This window comes from Pseudomonas sp. NY8896, assembly GCF_039634505.1.
On sequence record NZ_CP132351.1, the window covers coordinates 105913 to 121272 of the forward strand.

Annotated in this window: 17 protein-coding genes; 9 read left to right on the top strand and 8 right to left on the bottom strand. The window is 56.7% G+C overall.

The annotated features are described in order from the left end of the window. Positions 1-122 precede the first annotated feature (122 nt). The 5 genes from Q9451_RS32055 (at position 123) to Q9451_RS32075 (ending at position 4541) form a co-directional block, all read left to right on the top strand. Complete coding sequence (locus Q9451_RS32055; RefSeq protein ID WP_019486681.1) at positions 123-449, top strand: hypothetical protein; 327 nt, start codon at positions 123-125, stop codon at positions 447-449. 31 nt (positions 450-480) lie between these two features. Beyond that, positions 481-711, top strand: coding sequence for a hypothetical protein (locus Q9451_RS32060; protein WP_019486682.1), 231 nt, complete (start codon positions 481-483; stop codon positions 709-711). A gap of 107 nt (positions 712-818) precedes the next feature. Further along, the gene (locus Q9451_RS32065; RefSeq protein WP_025991906.1) at positions 819-2471 is read left to right on the top strand and encodes a sel1 repeat family protein; all 1653 of its coding nucleotides are present in this window, start codon (positions 819-821) and stop codon (positions 2469-2471) included. Positions 2472-3105: 634 nt separating this feature from the next. Next, positions 3106-4215: an endonuclease/exonuclease/phosphatase family protein gene (locus Q9451_RS32070; protein ID WP_057391283.1), complete on the top strand. Its 1110-nt coding sequence runs from the start codon at positions 3106-3108 to the stop codon at positions 4213-4215. Positions 4216-4334: 119 nt separating this feature from the next. After that, complete coding sequence (locus tag Q9451_RS32075; protein WP_010792520.1) at positions 4335-4541, top strand: hypothetical protein; 207 nt, start codon at positions 4335-4337, stop codon at positions 4539-4541. 44 nt (positions 4542-4585) lie between these two features. Here Q9451_RS32075 and Q9451_RS32080 read toward each other — a convergent pair whose 3' ends face one another. Then, a complete protein-coding gene (locus tag Q9451_RS32080; protein ID WP_052150494.1) occupies positions 4586-5212 on the bottom strand; it encodes a cyclic nucleotide-binding domain-containing protein in 627 nt (208 codons plus the stop codon). A gap of 200 nt (positions 5213-5412) precedes the next feature. On the opposite strand from Q9451_RS32080, the gene Q9451_RS32085 reads away from it, so the two are divergent. Then, complete coding sequence (locus tag Q9451_RS32085) at positions 5413-7833, top strand: hypothetical protein (RefSeq protein ID WP_223290567.1); 2421 nt, start codon at positions 5413-5415, stop codon at positions 7831-7833. A 166-nt stretch (positions 7834-7999) separates the two neighbouring features. Here the strand turns inward: Q9451_RS32085 and Q9451_RS32090 are convergent, their stop codons facing one another. From Q9451_RS32090 to ligD, 6 genes are all read right to left on the bottom strand, one after another. Continuing rightward, the gene (locus Q9451_RS32090) at positions 8000-8704 is read right to left on the bottom strand and encodes a hypothetical protein (protein ID WP_223290568.1); all 705 of its coding nucleotides are present in this window, start codon (positions 8702-8704) and stop codon (positions 8000-8002) included. After that, entirely contained in the window at positions 8659-9258 is a 600-nt protein-coding gene (locus tag Q9451_RS32095; protein ID WP_172688487.1) for a hypothetical protein, read from the bottom strand. Before Q9451_RS32095 ends, Q9451_RS32090 begins: the two co-directional genes overlap by 46 nt. A gap of 27 nt (positions 9259-9285) precedes the next feature. After that, complete coding sequence (locus tag Q9451_RS32100; protein ID WP_010794521.1) at positions 9286-9951, bottom strand: hypothetical protein; 666 nt, start codon at positions 9949-9951, stop codon at positions 9286-9288. A 195-nt stretch (positions 9952-10146) separates the two neighbouring features. Further along, positions 10147-10371, bottom strand: coding sequence for a DUF2188 domain-containing protein (locus Q9451_RS32105; protein ID WP_010794520.1), 225 nt, complete (start codon positions 10369-10371; stop codon positions 10147-10149). A 66-nt stretch (positions 10372-10437) separates the two neighbouring features. Then, entirely contained in the window at positions 10438-10722 is a 285-nt protein-coding gene (locus Q9451_RS32110) for a hypothetical protein (RefSeq protein ID WP_010794519.1), read from the bottom strand. A 21-nt stretch (positions 10723-10743) separates the two neighbouring features. Then, positions 10744-11754: a non-homologous end-joining DNA ligase gene (gene ligD / locus Q9451_RS32115; RefSeq protein ID WP_021263401.1), complete on the bottom strand. Its 1011-nt coding sequence runs from the start codon at positions 11752-11754 to the stop codon at positions 10744-10746. Between the two features lie 162 nt (positions 11755-11916). On the opposite strand from ligD, the gene Q9451_RS32120 reads away from it, so the two are divergent. After that, positions 11917-12489 carry a hypothetical protein gene (locus Q9451_RS32120; protein ID WP_010792515.1) on the top strand — a complete coding sequence of 191 codons (573 nt, stop codon included), beginning with the start codon at positions 11917-11919 and terminating at the stop codon, positions 12487-12489. Here Q9451_RS32120 and Q9451_RS32125 read toward each other — a convergent pair. Further along, positions 12486-12884, bottom strand: a complete 399-nt coding sequence (locus tag Q9451_RS32125) for a DUF4231 domain-containing protein (RefSeq protein WP_172688488.1) — start codon at positions 12882-12884, stop codon at positions 12486-12488. The genes Q9451_RS32120 and Q9451_RS32125 overlap by 4 nt on opposite strands. A gap of 219 nt (positions 12885-13103) precedes the next feature. Here Q9451_RS32125 and Q9451_RS32130 point away from each other — a divergent pair, with 219 nt between their 5' ends. Next, entirely contained in the window at positions 13104-14102 is a 999-nt protein-coding gene (locus Q9451_RS32130) for an ATP-grasp domain-containing protein (protein ID WP_021018409.1), read from the top strand. Between the two features lie 75 nt (positions 14103-14177). Beyond that, entirely contained in the window at positions 14178-15317 is a 1140-nt protein-coding gene (locus Q9451_RS32135; RefSeq protein ID WP_172688489.1) for a trypsin-like peptidase domain-containing protein, read from the top strand. The last annotated feature ends 43 nt before the right edge of the window (positions 15318-15360 follow it).

The window sequence follows — 15360 nt, forward strand, 5'->3', positions numbered from 1 at the left end:
CGTGGCTATCTCTGTAGTATCAAAGCTTGCGGGAACCAGGTGGGAAATTGAGGACCAAGCGTTATTTTGAGGGGAATGAAGAAAACCATCATCCCGCAGGCACTAGAGCTAGGAATACGTCCATGCGAAAGCTGATCCTCCACCTGAAAGGGGAGTATTTCGATGAAATCAAGGCTGGCCGCAAGCCCAAGGAATACAGACTGGTCACCCCATACTGGGAAAAGCGGCTGGTAGGGCGCTCCTACGACTGTATCGAGCTGGCGCGGGGATATCCTAAACGGGGTGATACCGAGAACCGGCTGACACTGCCTTGGAAAGGGGTCCAAAGGGAAACAATCATCCACCGCCACTTTGGCCCGCATCATGTGGAAGTGTTTGCGATCAACGTAGCTGTCGAGCCGAAAGACAGGAGTCCTGGGGCTGCTGGCCCGTTTCATAACGAGGGATAGTTGATCAATCGGCACGCCACGGAGACAAGGAATGGCAAAGAGGAATACGTTCAAGACCTTGAAAGACGGGGTGTACTTGGCGCGGTGTCGCGAGTCGAGCCTATTGGCCGCAGCTTCGAACGGGCATTCCATCATCTGGCCAGAGGCCAGAATGGTCATCAAAGGCGATACGGCTTATTTCTATCACGAGGGCAAGAAGGTCTGGTCTTGCAACATGACTTACGCGGCGAACAACTTCGACGTTGGAGCCCTGGCCGAGTAAGGATTAGCCATCGCTGTCCCCCGGGGGATCTCCGCACCGTCCTTTCAGTTGGAACCGTCACCGAAGTCGTTACCATGCTCTCTATTCGATGAATGGAGCTCTCCTCGGTGGTTCTTCAAAAAGCGTTGCAGTCCAGTAAGAACCTGGGCGACCTCACCCAAGCATGGATACGAGAGATAACCGCCCGCACTAAGGCTGAAAACGTGGTTTCCACGGTGAAGCTTACTGTCGGAGATACCGCCTCTCTCGTCGCTCCTGCCGCTCTGGTGGCGGAAGTTATTCTGAAGACCGGGCTTGCGGATGAGAAAACGCCTTTGCGTGTTCTTCTCATTGGACGTGATCCCATGATTCGACTGGACCATTCGGTCTGGGCGAGCCTTGCCGGCGAGATGCTCGGGCGCCCCGGAGAGGTCGAAATTTTCCTAACCCAGGCTGAGCAAGCCATTACCAGTATGTATCCCGTGGCTCAGGCCCTACGGCTTCCGCACTGCGGCGTAATGCTCAATGAGGAAATCCTCGCTGCGGATCGACCGGAGATTGATCTGGCGATCTGGGTACACCCCGCCGCAGAAGTCGATTCTCCCGATGAGCAGAACTATCTCCAAATCGCAGTGCATCTTCAGAAGAAAGCAGTGCCCGTCGCTGCCTGCGTGTTCAATGAGACTGACCTTCATGGACAGAACATTATCTTGAGCAGCTCAGGCCTCCATCTCGTCCCGCTCGGGGAGGGTCTGAAGAGGGGGAGCAAAGCGATCAACCGCTTTGGCATTTCAAGCCGAAACGTGGGCCTGGAAGGAGGGTGGGGAGCAGTTCTCTGTCACCTGACTGATTCCGAGGTGCGGCGCGCTGACAACGAGGTTGCCCTGGTCAAGGCAGCTCTGTCGCTACTTCGCCTTGAGGGCGGCATTGCCAGTTCATGGGCACTCGGCCAGCGAATCAACGGCGTGGCCTTCAACCGGATCATCCCCATAGGGCTCCTCGGCAATATGGCGGTTGAGCCAACAACTGGTCATCTGCTGGCGCATGATGACGAATCCAATCGTCTGGCAATTCTCGGCCACCTCTGGAACGAAAAGCGAAAAGCCATGCCTTCTGGAGGAGAAGAACTTCTCATCTGGGCGGCAGGGGTGAAGCTCTCATTCGGCCAGGCGCTCCCGAAAGAAACTGAAAAGCGTAAATCTGCCATATCTGCTCTTGAGCACGCCTTCGATCAGGGTGCATTGGATGCAGGGATTGCGTTGGCACGAGGATACGAAGCAACGGGGCATGAGGAGAGCCGAGAAAAAGCTCTTCAGCTGTATCGACGTATCGATACCGCGCATCCCTTGAGCGCATATGCTCTTGCGCACGGTGCGGTGTCCTCCGGGGAACAAGCTACGGCCTTGCGTTGCTTTGGCGCGGCCGCCGAAGCCGGTTATCCGCTGGCAATGTCGGACCTTGCCGTGTTCGTCCAGCAGATGAACATCCAAGGGATCGACCCCTGGGCCTTGCTTGCTCAAGCTGCACAGCTTGGCGATCCGGACGCAAATGTGTATCTGGCCGAACGGGAACTGAAGGCAGAAAGGCTACAGCCCTCTCTCGAATACCTCCGTCAGGCATGGCAGATCGGTCACAAGGAAGCACTCAATTTCGCGTTCAACCTGGCGACCTTCATGCAAGGGCAGAAGCTGGGAAACCGCCACAAGCTAAAACAGGAACTCCGGGACATCGAGAACCAAGCCAAGAAGGTGGGTGTCACCCTCACCTATGGCGGAGTTTGATAGTTTCCGCAGGGGCCCCTCAGCCATGCTATTGGTAATGGCGGTAGGCCTAGCCCCTGCAACCGTACTGGCTGACCCCACCGGCGAACCCGTGGTCAACTTTAAAGTCGAGCACTACTGGGTGACGGGGAGGAGTGTCCAGGAAATCCAGGCGTCCATCAGTGAGAACGCCCCAACCAGAAATGGTGACACTTTCTACGCTGGGGCTACGGTTTGGAACTTGGACTCGAGCTATGACTACGTCCCGCTCGCCAGCGGTGGGTGTGCGATCTCCAACCCCCGTGTCACCGTCAATATCACGATTTCCCTCCCCGCATTACGAGACGATGTTCCGCGTTCGCCGGGCGTAATTCGAGAGTGGAACAGGTTCTACATCGCGCTTCGCGCTCACGAGTTACTTCATGCCGCAAATGGAAAGCGTACGGCCCAGACACTCCTTTCACGGTTGAGCGGAGTACGCACGGAACTGCCGTGCGAAAGGTTAAGCGTTGTCGTGAGCCAGGCCGGACAGGCGCTCATCAAGAAACTCGGGGAGTACGACTCCCAACTCGATCAGCAAACAAACCATGGCGCGACTCAGGGGGCACTCCTTGACCTCCGTGTACGTTGACGGCCCTACAGAAGGAGTAAACGGTTGAAAGGATTTTTCAGAGGCGCGCTTGTGGCCGCCGCGGTTCTGGCCAGCTCGCTGACCTCGGCAGCTGATCTGACGCTCATGTCCTGGAACTCCATGAGGTTGGGACAAGGTGGAGAAAAGAGCTTCCCGGCTCTCGCCGAGGTAGCAGGAAAGGCAGACCTGGTAGCCGTACAAGAGGTCATGAACGAGGAGGGGCTTTCGAGATTGGAGGCCGAACTCGAGAAACGAACTGGGGAGCAGTGGTCGTCGCTGGCCAGCCATGCGGTTGGCTCTCGATCATACAAAGAACTGTACGGTTTCCTGATGCGAGACAGTGCGGTGGCCTATGAAGACGGCGCGGTGGTCTACATGGATCGCAAAGATCGATTCATTCGGGAGCCATTTTCTGCCCGATTCAAGTCGAAAAGAGACGGGACTATTTTTGCCGTCGCCAGCATCCATGTGCTCTACGGGAAAGGCCCACAAGACCGTGAGCCGGAGATTCGGGAGCTCGAGAGCTACTGGACCTGGCTGGAAAGCATCTATCCAGACACACCTGTGATGCTGGTAGGTGATTTCAATACGCCTCCCAACGATGCAGCATTCTCCGGGCTATCGCAGCATGCAGCCCCCCTAATCACAAAGGGGGCAACGACGCTTTCCGCACGCGATGGGCTCTACGCCAACTTGTACGACAATATCTGGGTTTCCAGGAAGCTCCACCTGAAGCTGACAGCTGCAGGGATCATGGACTATCCCCGGATGATCGGTTGGAGCAATGAGAAAAGCCGAAAGCACGTGAGCGATCACGCTCCTGTATTCGTCACACTCGGCAACGAGAAGCTTCCCCAGGGAGTTGTGATGGTGCGGCCGGATGCTGCTAGGAACCGAGTGGCGGGGGATGCAACGAAGCAGATATTCGCAGCCCAATCTCAGAAGGGATCTGCAACTATCGCCTCCAACGTCAGCGCTGGTGCCGGCGCTGTCCGAGGGAATGCAAATTCCCACATCTTCCACCTGCCTGGCTGCCCAAGCTACGACAAAGTGTCGCCTAAAAACCGAGTCGAGTTCAGTGGTGCCCAGGAAGCAGAAGCCGCAGGTTACCGGTTGGCTGGGAACTGCCATTGATGTGCCCGGCAGTTCGCGAATGGGCATGGTGCCTCAAGCGAATCCAAGGGGTGGTAGCCAGGAACATCATAATGACTTGGGCAGCGGAAGCTGCCCTTTTCCGAAACAGGAGCCAAAACATGCCCATGCTTGCCCCTTGGAGTGACCACGAGCAACCTGATGGAAGCATTCAGGTTCGCTTCAACGATCAGCACCGGTTTACCCTTAATTGGGTTCAGGAGCGGGGCCAGTGGGAGTTGCGCCGGACTGGCCAAGATGAAGTGATCGAGACGGACCAATATCGCAATGATCTCTTCTCCGCCATCCAGTCGGGCCGTATCACCTGATCAACGCATCGAAGGTAATCCTGCTCTCATCCACAGGTATGGGCTTATGCCTTCAGCACAGTGATATTGCGGCCTGAGCAGATGATCAGGCCCTGTTCCTCGAGCAGCTTCAGCACTCGCCCCGCCGTTTCACGAGAGCAGCTCGCCAACCGACCGAGATCCTGTCGGGTGATTGGAATCACAGTCCCCTCGCTGGCCTTTACTGCAAAGCTCGCATGCACCAGGTCTTGGATCACGCTGACGATGCGGCCGGTTATATCGAGGAAAGCAAGATCCCCCACTTTTCGTGTTGCCGCGCTCAGCCTCTCATTCAGCTGACCACAAACGTCCATCAGCATCTCAGGTGTAGTGAGGACCAGCTGCTGGAAATCGGAGCTGGGCATGAAGGCGACCTGGCATTGAGAGCGCGCCTGGACGGTCACTAGATGGCCATCAACTACAACCGGGAAAGGCAGGTCACCAAAGTAGTCGCCTGGTTTGAGTAGCCCCAAAATCATCTCGCGACCATCGTTCTCGATCACCAATTGCGCACTGCCTTTGACCAAAAGGTGAGAACCCGCTTCGGGGTGGCCGGGTTGGAGGATATAGGACTTAGCCTTGAAGCTTCGAGACTCCGACTTCGACACAAAGAGTCGAGCATGGCTGTTCAGGGACGAGGGGGTGGACAACATGTCCGTCTCCGTTGGCTCAATCAGACACACACGATAGAGCCCTTCAATGGGAAGCGTTAGCCAAGACGGTCCTCTGTAATTCCGGCCTCATATTCAGGATTTCACCAGGTCGGTTTGAGTGGAGTCCATCAAGTTGGAACGGCACCATTTTCTCGACCCGCCTATTGGGCGATTAGCACTACAGCTTCGAGGATGATCCCTTGCCGTCCCAGTATTCACACAACACAGACGATCTCACACCGGTCGACGCATTGCCCGGATGGAAAAAGACACTGGGTGGGGTGCTGGCTCTTGGCATGGACCTCCTCAACGCTCGGCACGACTCCTCTTGGGATGAGGGCTATCGTGCAGGTGAAGCGTATGGCAGTGAACAGAAAGCCAAATCCCGAAGCCAATCCCACGCTGTAAGCACTACTACCGGACCGCTTGAGATTCGCGACCTAAGAGAGCGTTCCATTACTGCTCCGCGAATTGACCAGGTACTCATAGATGACGACAGGCTGGTCGTTTCCACAGGCCTTTTGGAGACAATGCAGCGAGATGCTGCATCCCTCCTGCCGGCGGATCTGCAGCCGACACCCGGGCAGTGGAAAGCCATCGCTACCAGTTCTCGAGCTCTGTTGGTGTCCGGCCAGGGCGGTACCGGGAAATCGTTCACCTTGGCGATGCGGGCGCTCTATCTGCACAAGTACCTGATGCAGCCACTTTCCTCGATCAGGGTTGTTGTGGATTGCAAAGAGGTGAAAGAGGAATTCGCTAAACGACTCCATTGGCTGTTTCGGCGATGGAGCATCGAATGCTCGGAAGCAGATATTCAGGGATGCATCACTACTCCAGCAGCTGCAGCCCTGGAACTTGTGAACTCCCTTGTAGGTTGGGAGAACGTACGGCCATTCGAAGTGAGGGTAAATTCCGATGTCTTCGAAATCAGGCCATTCGACACTAGGCTGTCATCGGCCCAGACGTCTCTCCTTCGGGCCACGCATAGCAAGCTCTATCGCAGTAATCCCCGATACGCCGAACTGGTTGTGGGGTTGTTTCGCCAGTCCATGCTCTTGGAGCCGTTGGAAGTTGATCACCCCGACGTGGTTAAGCGTGCAGCGATAGGGTGGAAGTTGAGCCAGCACGATCAAGACCTTTGCGAGAAAGTCGAGACGTTATGGAAGGAAGCTGGTGCTTGGCCCTTGGACGGGATAAAGCCCGGTCGTCACAAGGTGGTGGTACGCGGCTGCGAATTCAATCTTCATGGCTTCGTCCCGCGGCTAGATGCTTTTGTTCTGCTTGGTTTCGATCGCACCGAGGATCGTTATCTGACCCGTGGGCAGGGAATCAAGCTCGAGGTATACAAGGAGTGTGAGATCAAGAAAACACTACTCCAGGCCTACCTCGACAAGCCCGTGATCCATCTGGACAGCTATCAGGACGCCAAGCAGATGGTTGCGACGCTAAAAGCCTTGCCCACTACTGCTCCCGACTTCGGATACAGACTCCGCGGCGAACCAGCACATGTTCCACTGGTGGAAGCGTTCTACCAAATAGCAACGCTGGTGGAGAACCTCGGGATGGGTGTCCCCCAGGCCGTAGGTAAACTCAACTTCCTTCAGAACGACCCGGATGCGCTGTTCTTCGAAGGTCTTGGGCACTTCTGGTTGGGTTTTGAAGGCGACCTGCTCGCGAACGACCCGCCCCTAATGACAATCAATCGACTCCTGGACCTTTTCTCTGAGCGGCACGGGGCGAACTTGAAGCGGCTTCCTGCGGCCGCGCTGAACCGATTCCGACATCTCCTGCTTGACGATGCACAGGATACGAGCGCCCCCACTGCAGACTTCCTACGGGGCATCCTTTCGGAGTTCAAACGTCGATCGATCTCGCACAGAGATTCCAATCTTCTGCCCTCAACATTCACTCTCGCCGGCGATCCCGTCCAGGCATCATTCGCAACCCAGGGGAGTTCAAGCCAAGGGCTTCGCCATTTCGACACTGAATTCAGGGTTTCAAACCCTACGCGCGTCATCCTCCAGGATGGCTTCAGAGGGCACCAGCACCTCATCGATGCAGCGTTCAGCGTGGTGCGGAATCAGGTGGACGTCGGAAGGCAGTCAACTGCCCTCATCGCCCCAACCAAACAGTCACCTGTGGAAATTCATAGCTTCGACTCTCATGTCCTGAGCCGGCTACTGCAGGAGGCCGTAGAAGGAGGAGGGGATGTGTTGGTCTTGGTGGACTCGATTGCGTCGTACCAGATGGCAGAAGCCGCAGTGGCCTACCTGGTGGGCCAGATCGATGGAGCGAGACATAAGGGCAAGATCAAGATCCGACCTTTCCAACGTGCTCGGCCTGCGGTGGCAGAAACGGTCATCCTCGCGGGTAACTTCACCACTCGACCTCGATCCGACTTTCGCAATCAACTATTCAACCTGGCGGGGAGGTGGGCCGAAAGCGGAACGAACCACTACGACACACTATTGGATCAAGAGATTCAGCGTTTGATCCACATAGGTATCTCCAGAGCACGGACCCGCTGCTTCTGGCTGCTCCCCCAGGTTGACTCATGCGCTCCACAATCCGCGGTTGGAGTAATGCCTGCACTGAGCAACGCCATGGTCGATAAACGCTAGCCTTGAGCGATTTTTCTCGAAAGGTAGGCTCGACCAAACTCTCAAGGGGGTAGCGTCCCACAGTTTGCTATTAAGTCAGCGGCCTTTGGAGCCAGCACAGCGATCCTGGCTAACTAACCCTGCTGTTCGACGAGGTAGGCTCAAACCAGCTTATGATCTTCATGGCTCAGGTGAACTGAATGAAGAAGAAACCGGCGTCTTCGCCTTCCTTCCCACGGCGTGCCTGCATGTCCACGAACAGATAGCCGATGCCTTCGCCGAACAGCCCAGCATGCTGCGGGCTGGCTTCGGCCACGTCGGCGTCCACCAGCTGCAGCATGAACATGTAGCGCGGTGGTTCGTAGATCGGGTCCTGCAGCCAGCAGGGCCGGCCGCTGGGCTTGCTCAGGCCGATCCCGCTGTCCTCGTCCTCATGCTCCTCGTCATGCTCTTCGTTGGTCATTTCTTCGAAATCGATGAACGCTTGCCCCAGCAGTAAGGGGGGATTCCTGGGCTCCAGTGGCTGGTTGGCAAGTTCATGCAGGATAACCCGGGTAAAGCCAGCGCTGATGACGTTCTGCAGTTCCGACTGCTGATTGACTGTATAGCGACGCTGGAGCGGGCGGCTGAAGCCGCCGTCCTTTTGTTGCTCGACGGCGAGAAAAACCGTGATAGCCATGCCTGGTGGGACGAACCGGGCGGGTCGGAACTGTTCGGTCAGGGTCAGGATGGGCGTCATCAGCCCACCGGTTTGCGGGTTGACCGGCCACAAGGAAAGCTCCTTGAGCAAAGGCGCACCGCCGATCTGGCCGAAGCCGCGGTCGTGTCGGTACAACACGATTTTCTTCATGGCGCGCTGGAAAGCAGGGTGAAGGTGAAACACCCAGGACATTTTACTTCCAGCCAAGCCTTGGCTCTTTCGCTCAGGAAGTACCCGCGATAAACATCGCCTTTGAAGAAATCGGCCTGCTCGTCGGCCTTGAGTACCTTGAGGTATTGGCCGAGGTCAGAGGGTTCATGCTGTGGGTCCTTGAGCAGGTTGAGCTTGCCCACGACGAACGCTTGCCAGTATTCCGGCATACGTTTGGCAAGCCCAGGGTCATGCGGAAGGGAATCGATGATCGAGGTCGGCCCGCCGTCCAGATCGAGGTATTCGGTAATGGGCTTGCTGGTATCCCAGTGCAGCCAGTCAATATGCACGACATGGGTTTTCTCCAGATGCTCATAACAACCGATCCCTTTCAGGCCGCTTTTTTCCAGGGCTTCCTTGACAGGCTGGGTAAGCACGAGTGAGCCCGAGCGTATATAGGCAGGCGGGGTGTACGGGCCGGCGCGCTTGATACTGTCTACATCGGTATCTTCATCCCAGGCGATCAAGCCCTGGAGCAGTACCGTGCCCCAGTCTCCCCAAGGTGCTTGCAGATTGTCCAAGTGGTAGATGTTCATAGCTGGTTGCTGATCCTGGCAGGACGTTCAGGCGTACTGAACGAAAAAGAACCCGGCTTCGTCGCCTTGGTTTTTCCGCCGGGCTTGCTTGTCCAGATAGATGTAACCGTTGCCATCCAGAAAGATCCCTTCCTGCTCGGTAGCCCAGCGGCTGATTTCATAGTCGGTCAGTTGCAAAAGGAGTAAGTACCGGTCTGGAACATAGATGGGATCTTGCATCCAGGCCGCTCGCCCGAGTTGCTTGCTAATGCTCAGTCCGGAGTCTTCGTCAGCGTGCTCTTCGGCGAATTCCTCTTCGGTCATTGGCTCGAAGCCGATATAACGACGCTCCAGCAGGAGCGTTCCAGGCGGGGCGGGTAACTCCTCCTCACACAGCCGGTGGAGAATGAACCGTGCGTAACCATTCTGGATACCGGGTAGCTCCGCTTGCTCATGAAGTGAGTAGCGGTTGACAACAGAGTGCTTGAAGCCGCCGGCGCGCTGCTTTCGAGCGGTGATGAATACCGTGGCAGCCATGCCGGACGGAAAGACTTTAGCCGGCAGGAAGTTTTCCGTGACTGTACACAGAGGCGTCATCGGCTCTTGGGTGTCGGGCGCCAGAGGCCACATGCCTGGGTCGTCCATGCAGACGCTGCCACCCACCTGACCGAAGCCTTTGTCTTCTTCGGTAAAGACTATTTTTAATGAATGCATTTGGGGATACCAGACAGAATCAGGGCGTGCGCAAGTGACTACGATGATGACTAATACCTTAATGTTTTAAAAGCTGCTGGAGTGCTCATATTAGCGTTCTTGGCCGCGGTCGCACTCAAGCGGTGGTAGCGCAAGAAAAACGCCCCGCCGGACTGGCGGGAGGGCGACTATTGATAGATGGCTGATGGCAGAGTCCTACCCTTTGCTAATGCGCGGATCAGCGCTGCGGGGATAAGTGCGCTCTTCCTCGATCTGCCCATTGGCCGTATGGATCTTCACCGAGCCTGTGCGGCCCTCCATGTACGCTGGCAACTGCTCTAGCAGCTGGGCCTTGGTTGATGTATGCAGCAGCGCCCGGCTATCGCCTTGAAGATGCAGTTTCCAGCCGGAACCCTCGGCCACCACGTGATAGTTGTCCATCGGGATCTCCTTGAACATGAGTTAATACAGGTTTGGTGGTCAGCTGGCGGCTAGAGTTCCCGCCGCTTACAGCGGCACCTCTGCCTGCGTTTCCTGGTATTGCCGTAAAATCTGCTCTTCTATGTACTCGCTATATCGTTCTGCCAGGATCGCGCAGCCGTTGCGGCCTAAATCTTCGGCACGCCCCTGCTCGTCATAGACCGTGCCCGAGACAACGCGAAACTCTAACTCGCAGTAACCCTTGGCATCCCAATCGCTGGTCCATAGGACTGGCCGCGGCTGCTCGATCACCAGGTCGTTGATTTCGCATTGAAGCACGCAGGCTTCCGCCTCGATCGCGACCTCATACACGATGTCCTCCCGGTCTGCTCATTACAGATCCGTATTACTTTCAAGGCTGATGCCCGCTGCCGGCTTGTCCTCTCGAAGTCCCAGGAACACTGCGTGCCGGACCTTGCCGCTGGGGGTGATTTCCAGAAATTTCACCTCGGCCACCAGTTCCGGAGTCACCCACACCACCGAAGCGCCTTTGAGTGACGGCGGAGCCGTTACCGGTGCGCCGTCTCGCTGCAGGTGGCGCAGCCGGGCATGCAGCTGATCGGCTTGGCGACCGCCAAAACCTGAGTGGACTCGGCCCGCGTACTGCAGTTGGCCATCGTCATCATGTAGCCCGATCAATAACGAGCCAATCCCCGCGCCGGCACGGGTGTAGCCTAGCACCACGAACTCCTGGCGGTTGTTGCATTTGAGCTTGACCCAATCGCCGTTGCGCTGGCCGCTATAGGCGCTGCCTCGACGCTTGCCCACTAGCCCCTCCAGGCCCAGCTGGCATGCGCTGGCCAACAATGAGGCCGGATCGGCCTCTAGCGTTGGCGAGAAGCGCACATGCTCCAGGTCGCACTGTTGTAGCAGAATCTGCAGCAGCTCGCGGCGTTGTTCAACCGGCCAGGGCCGCAGATCGGTACCGTCCATGTAGAGCAAATCAAAGGCGAAGTAGATCAGATCATCTGTCTGTCTCTGGCTGAATGCCAATTGCAGGGGTTGGAAAGCGGGGCGACCCTCTACGTCAAGGGCTACGATCTCGCCATCGAGCCAGACACCGCGTACCGGGAGGCCTGAAAGTTCCTGGGCCAAACTGGGCATACGATTGGTCCAGTCATAGCCATTCTTGGTAATCAAGGTCACACCAGCATCGAGGCGTGCCATCAGTCTGTATCCGTCAAATTTCGTCTCGAATAACCAATCACCCGATGGAGGCCTACCTACCAGGGTGACCAATTGCGGTTGAATGCGGCGGGGAGTCGCCCCCTTCTTGGACGCCATCGCATTGAGCCTCTCCAGAGTCTTTAACTGTGGAGTGCCCAGCAGGTAGAAAAGGTTCATTCATCAAAACCCAACCCAGATCGCCGGATCATTTATGGCTAAAACGCCAGGCGATTGGGGCAGGCCTATAAGCGCGATTGGCCCGTAAAGGCCGACTTATCCTTCGACTTGAACCCTAAACAGCTACCGGTAAGCTGGCGCAGAACAATTCGAGAGGTGTCTATGAGCCCGATCCGCACTTGCTCCCCAATAGCGAAGAGAACAACCGAGACCTTCGTTGACCACGTCAACATTGGCGGCGAGCGTCAGAGAGTTGAATTTCAGCGGGAGGTTATCTGGCTTCAGGAGTCTGAGACGCAGCTCCTGTACGTTCACGGAGGCAAGATCCTCACTAAGGGGCCGTGTCACAACGACTACTACGGGTACCTCACCTCTCTCAATCCGCAAGAGCTTGGCGCTCTGAACCTTGCAGATCACTTCAGCGTTGATCAGCAAAGCACCCTGGATATCCAGCTGGTCACTACCGTTTTCCTGATACCTGTGCACGAGTCGAATGAGAACAAGGAGCACAACAGGACGAAACCTGCGGACTATCGGGATCACTACAGCTACATTCCAGATGGCTGGCGCTATGAGCGGCAGAGTGACGGGCACACGATCTACCCTCAGCCGGAGCGCGAAGAATTGGGTAAGGAGATCGTCTGGTCGACGCAGTGGAGTGAAGAGGAAAACCTGCGGAAGCTGGAGGACTTTAAGCGCCGCTGGGCCTTTTCCGTGGGCCAGGTGAGTAGCTAGTCCAGCTTGTCCAACTCCTTGGTACGTTCATCAATGACTTTCTGGGCGGAGGAGAGGAGGGCTTCAGGATCAGCCCCTTCCTTCATCGCTTCGATTACCAATATCTGCATCTGATGCCGAGAGCGCCTGTTCAAGCGGAAATTGGTCTCAAAATCCAGGGCAGCCATGACCGTAGTCATTATGGCTGCTCCACCCGCAAGAATGGCTGATAAGTCAGATCCTAGCCCCTCAGGGACGAATGACAGCTTTGCAACGATGGCAGCGGATGCGGATAGGACTGCTGAAAGGATCAGCAGCAGTCTGTATCCGATCTTCCATCGTATAGCTGAACAACGGTACCGAGATTCCTGTTTCTCGAGGACCGCCACGACCTGAGTCATCCGTTCTGCATCCATTTCAGAGCGACCTTTACGGTGGACTTGCCCAGAGTGTAGCCAGCGTTTGCCATATCTAGTGGCAAAGTGACTTGTCTTTTGGCCAGCTCTTGCCGATACCCTCCAGTAGAATGCCCCCGCCCGGTTGATACGCGCCGAGCCCCCGTTATCGTCCCTTCCACCATAAACACAGCTGACCGCTCGTTCTGCACGGGCGCGGCCTCCATGAGGACACACATCTTGATCTGGTTTCTTGAGGGACAATCCAGCCAGCGCGACATTCTTCTAGGAGCGCGTGAGGCCCTACCACCGGAGGTAAAGATTTTTGCCTCCCATCGCCAAGAAAGGCCTGAAATCACCGGTCACGCCGACGTGAGCTTCATTGAGCCGAAGGACAACCAAGAACGAATCGACTGGGTAATCGAGACAGCCTTGACCCATAAGATCAAAGTTATCCTGGCCGGCCGAGTGGGGAGTGTTTTCGAGGCCCAGCGTCGCCGATTCGAGGCTGCAGGGCTGGTGCTGGTTACCGGTGGTTCGACCATGAGCACGTTCGAGCTGGTAGACGACAAAAGCAAGTTCACTGCTGAAGCAGAGCGCGCTGGACTTGCCTGTGTCCCCGCGATTACGGCAACCAACGCCGAGGAACTCATCGACGCCTACGAAACCCTTCGCGCTCACGGAGACGTTTGTGTGAAGCCGGCTGTGGGCATTTACGGCCAAGGATTCTGGCGATTCAAGTCTGAAGCGGACCCGTTCCGTTGCTTCGCCAACCCCGACTCTCGGGAAGTCCAGTTCGAAACTTACCTGCAAGCCTATCGCGCCGGCGGGGAGCGTCCCGCCATGCTGGTGATGCCGTACATGGCGGGGAGCGAGTGCTCGATCGACATGGTTTGCGAGTCCGGCCGTCCGGTGGCATACGTTGGACGCCGGAAGCAGGGCCTTCACCAGACATTCGAGAACGATTCGCCAGCGGTTGAACTCGCACTGAAAGCCGCTGCTCACTTTCAGTGCGATGGACTGGTCAACGTCCAGACGCGGGATGATGCAGATGGTGTCCCGCATCTCCTCGAGATCAATCCGCGGTACTCGGGCGGCATCGGTTACACCCGGCATACGGGAATCAACCTGCCAGGTATCTTCGCCACCAGAAGGCTCGGACTGCCCGAGCCGGTGAGTCAGTGGATACCAAATATCAGGGTGAAAGCCATTACCGTTGCGGTGCCAGTGGCGACCTGATATGTAATCAAGCCTCAAGTTTGATACTATTTTGCCGCTTTTTATAAGGTACGGGACTCAAGGAGCGAAGCAGGGATGATGGTGCTGGCGCCTGGCGCAAACACCGCTTTGGGAGCTGCGCAATGCTCCTGGACGCTGGAGTGCGGAAATTCCTCGGCATTCGGGGAATACGCAGCTGTTGCTCTGCTTCCACTAGACGATAAACGTCACCCCCAAGGGGAGGCAGCACTGTTCCAGGTCACCCAGCCCTGGATGCAGTGGAGTGGCGCGCAGGAGAAAGTCAGCTGCAGCTTGAATCTCGCCCAACTGCCGACCGGCGCCGACCGTCTGCTCCTGGTGGTTTACACCTTCTCGGCAATGGGACCAGTCAGCGAACTCCGGTCCCTTCGCCTGCAAGTCGACTCTCAGATCGAAGTCAGCTTGGACCTGTCCGACAATGGCGAATCAGCCATCATCGTCGGCGAGTTCTACTGCCGCAATCAACAGTGGAAATTCCGCGCTCTCGCTGAAGGGTCGGCATACGGTCTCACAGCGCTTGGACGTCGGATCGGGCTGAATATCGACGATGCCCATCCTCATCGCCGCTTCGGTTCCTCAGATCAGAACCGATCGGCAGCCGGCGCGACCGGTACCGGCTTTGCTGTGACATCCACTCATATTCTCACGTGTGCGCATGTGATCGAGGGCATGCAAGAGATCCACATTGCTTCGTTCGAGGGTCGGCATCGTGCCGAGGCCGTAGTTGTTGACCAGCGGAATGATCTGGCGCTCCTCCGGGTGCAAGGCGCACCTGCCTTCAAACCAGTGGCTTTCCGCGATGGGATTGGCTGTGACCTGGGGGAAACAGTAGTTGCCCTCGGATACCCACTCGCTGGGTTGGCCGGTGGAGGAATACACGTTACTCAGGGGGGCGTATCTGCACTCTTTGGCCTACACAATGACGCCAGCCTGCTCCAGTTCACTGCTCCGATTCAGCCGGGATCAAGCGGAAGCCCTCTGTTCGATGGTTCTGGATCGGTTGTGGGGATGGTGACCTCCACTGTTCCTGATGCGCAGAACATGAACTTCGCAGTCAAGGCTGGACTTGCCCTGGCGTTTCTCGACGCCTGTGGTGTAGAGCCCAATCGTGCCCCGACAGGAATGACCTTCACGACATCCCAGATGGCCCGTGAAGCCCAACAATCGCTTTGGAAAATCGAGGCGCGGAATCCGTAAGCCCTATTCGGGTTGAAAGCAAGGGACAAGGCGTTAGGGTCAC

Bases quoted from the DNA above. Each gene is read 5' to 3' on its own strand.
- Q9451_RS32055 (WP_019486681.1), top strand. From the start codon at position 123: ATGCGAAAGCTGATCCTCCACCTGAAAGGGGAGTATTTCGATGAAATC.
- Q9451_RS32060 (WP_019486682.1), top strand. From the start codon at position 481: ATGGCAAAGAGGAATACGTTCAAGACCTTGAAAGACGGGGTGTACTTG.
- Q9451_RS32075 (WP_010792520.1), top strand. From the start codon at position 4,335: ATGCCCATGCTTGCCCCTTGGAGTGACCACGAGCAACCTGATGGAAGC.
- Q9451_RS32080 (WP_052150494.1), bottom strand. From the start codon at position 5,212: ATGTTGTCCACCCCCTCGTCCCTGAACAGCCATGCTCGACTCTTTGTG.
- Q9451_RS32090 (WP_223290568.1), bottom strand. From the start codon at position 8,704: ATGTCCTGGGTGTTTCACCTTCACCCTGCTTTCCAGCGCGCCATGAAG.
- Q9451_RS32095 (WP_172688487.1), bottom strand. From the start codon at position 9,258: ATGAACATCTACCACTTGGACAATCTGCAAGCACCTTGGGGAGACTGG.
- Q9451_RS32100 (WP_010794521.1), bottom strand. From the start codon at position 9,951: ATGCATTCATTAAAAATAGTCTTTACCGAAGAAGACAAAGGCTTCGGT.
- Q9451_RS32105 (WP_010794520.1), bottom strand. From the start codon at position 10,371: ATGGACAACTATCACGTGGTGGCCGAGGGTTCCGGCTGGAAACTGCAT.
- ligD (WP_021263401.1), bottom strand. From the start codon at position 11,754: ATGAACCTTTTCTACCTGCTGGGCACTCCACAGTTAAAGACTCTGGAG.
- Q9451_RS32120 (WP_010792515.1), top strand. From the start codon at position 11,917: ATGAGCCCGATCCGCACTTGCTCCCCAATAGCGAAGAGAACAACCGAG.
- Q9451_RS32125 (WP_172688488.1), bottom strand. From the start codon at position 12,884: ATGGATGCAGAACGGATGACTCAGGTCGTGGCGGTCCTCGAGAAACAG.
- Q9451_RS32135 (WP_172688489.1), top strand. From the start codon at position 14,178: ATGATGGTGCTGGCGCCTGGCGCAAACACCGCTTTGGGAGCTGCGCAA.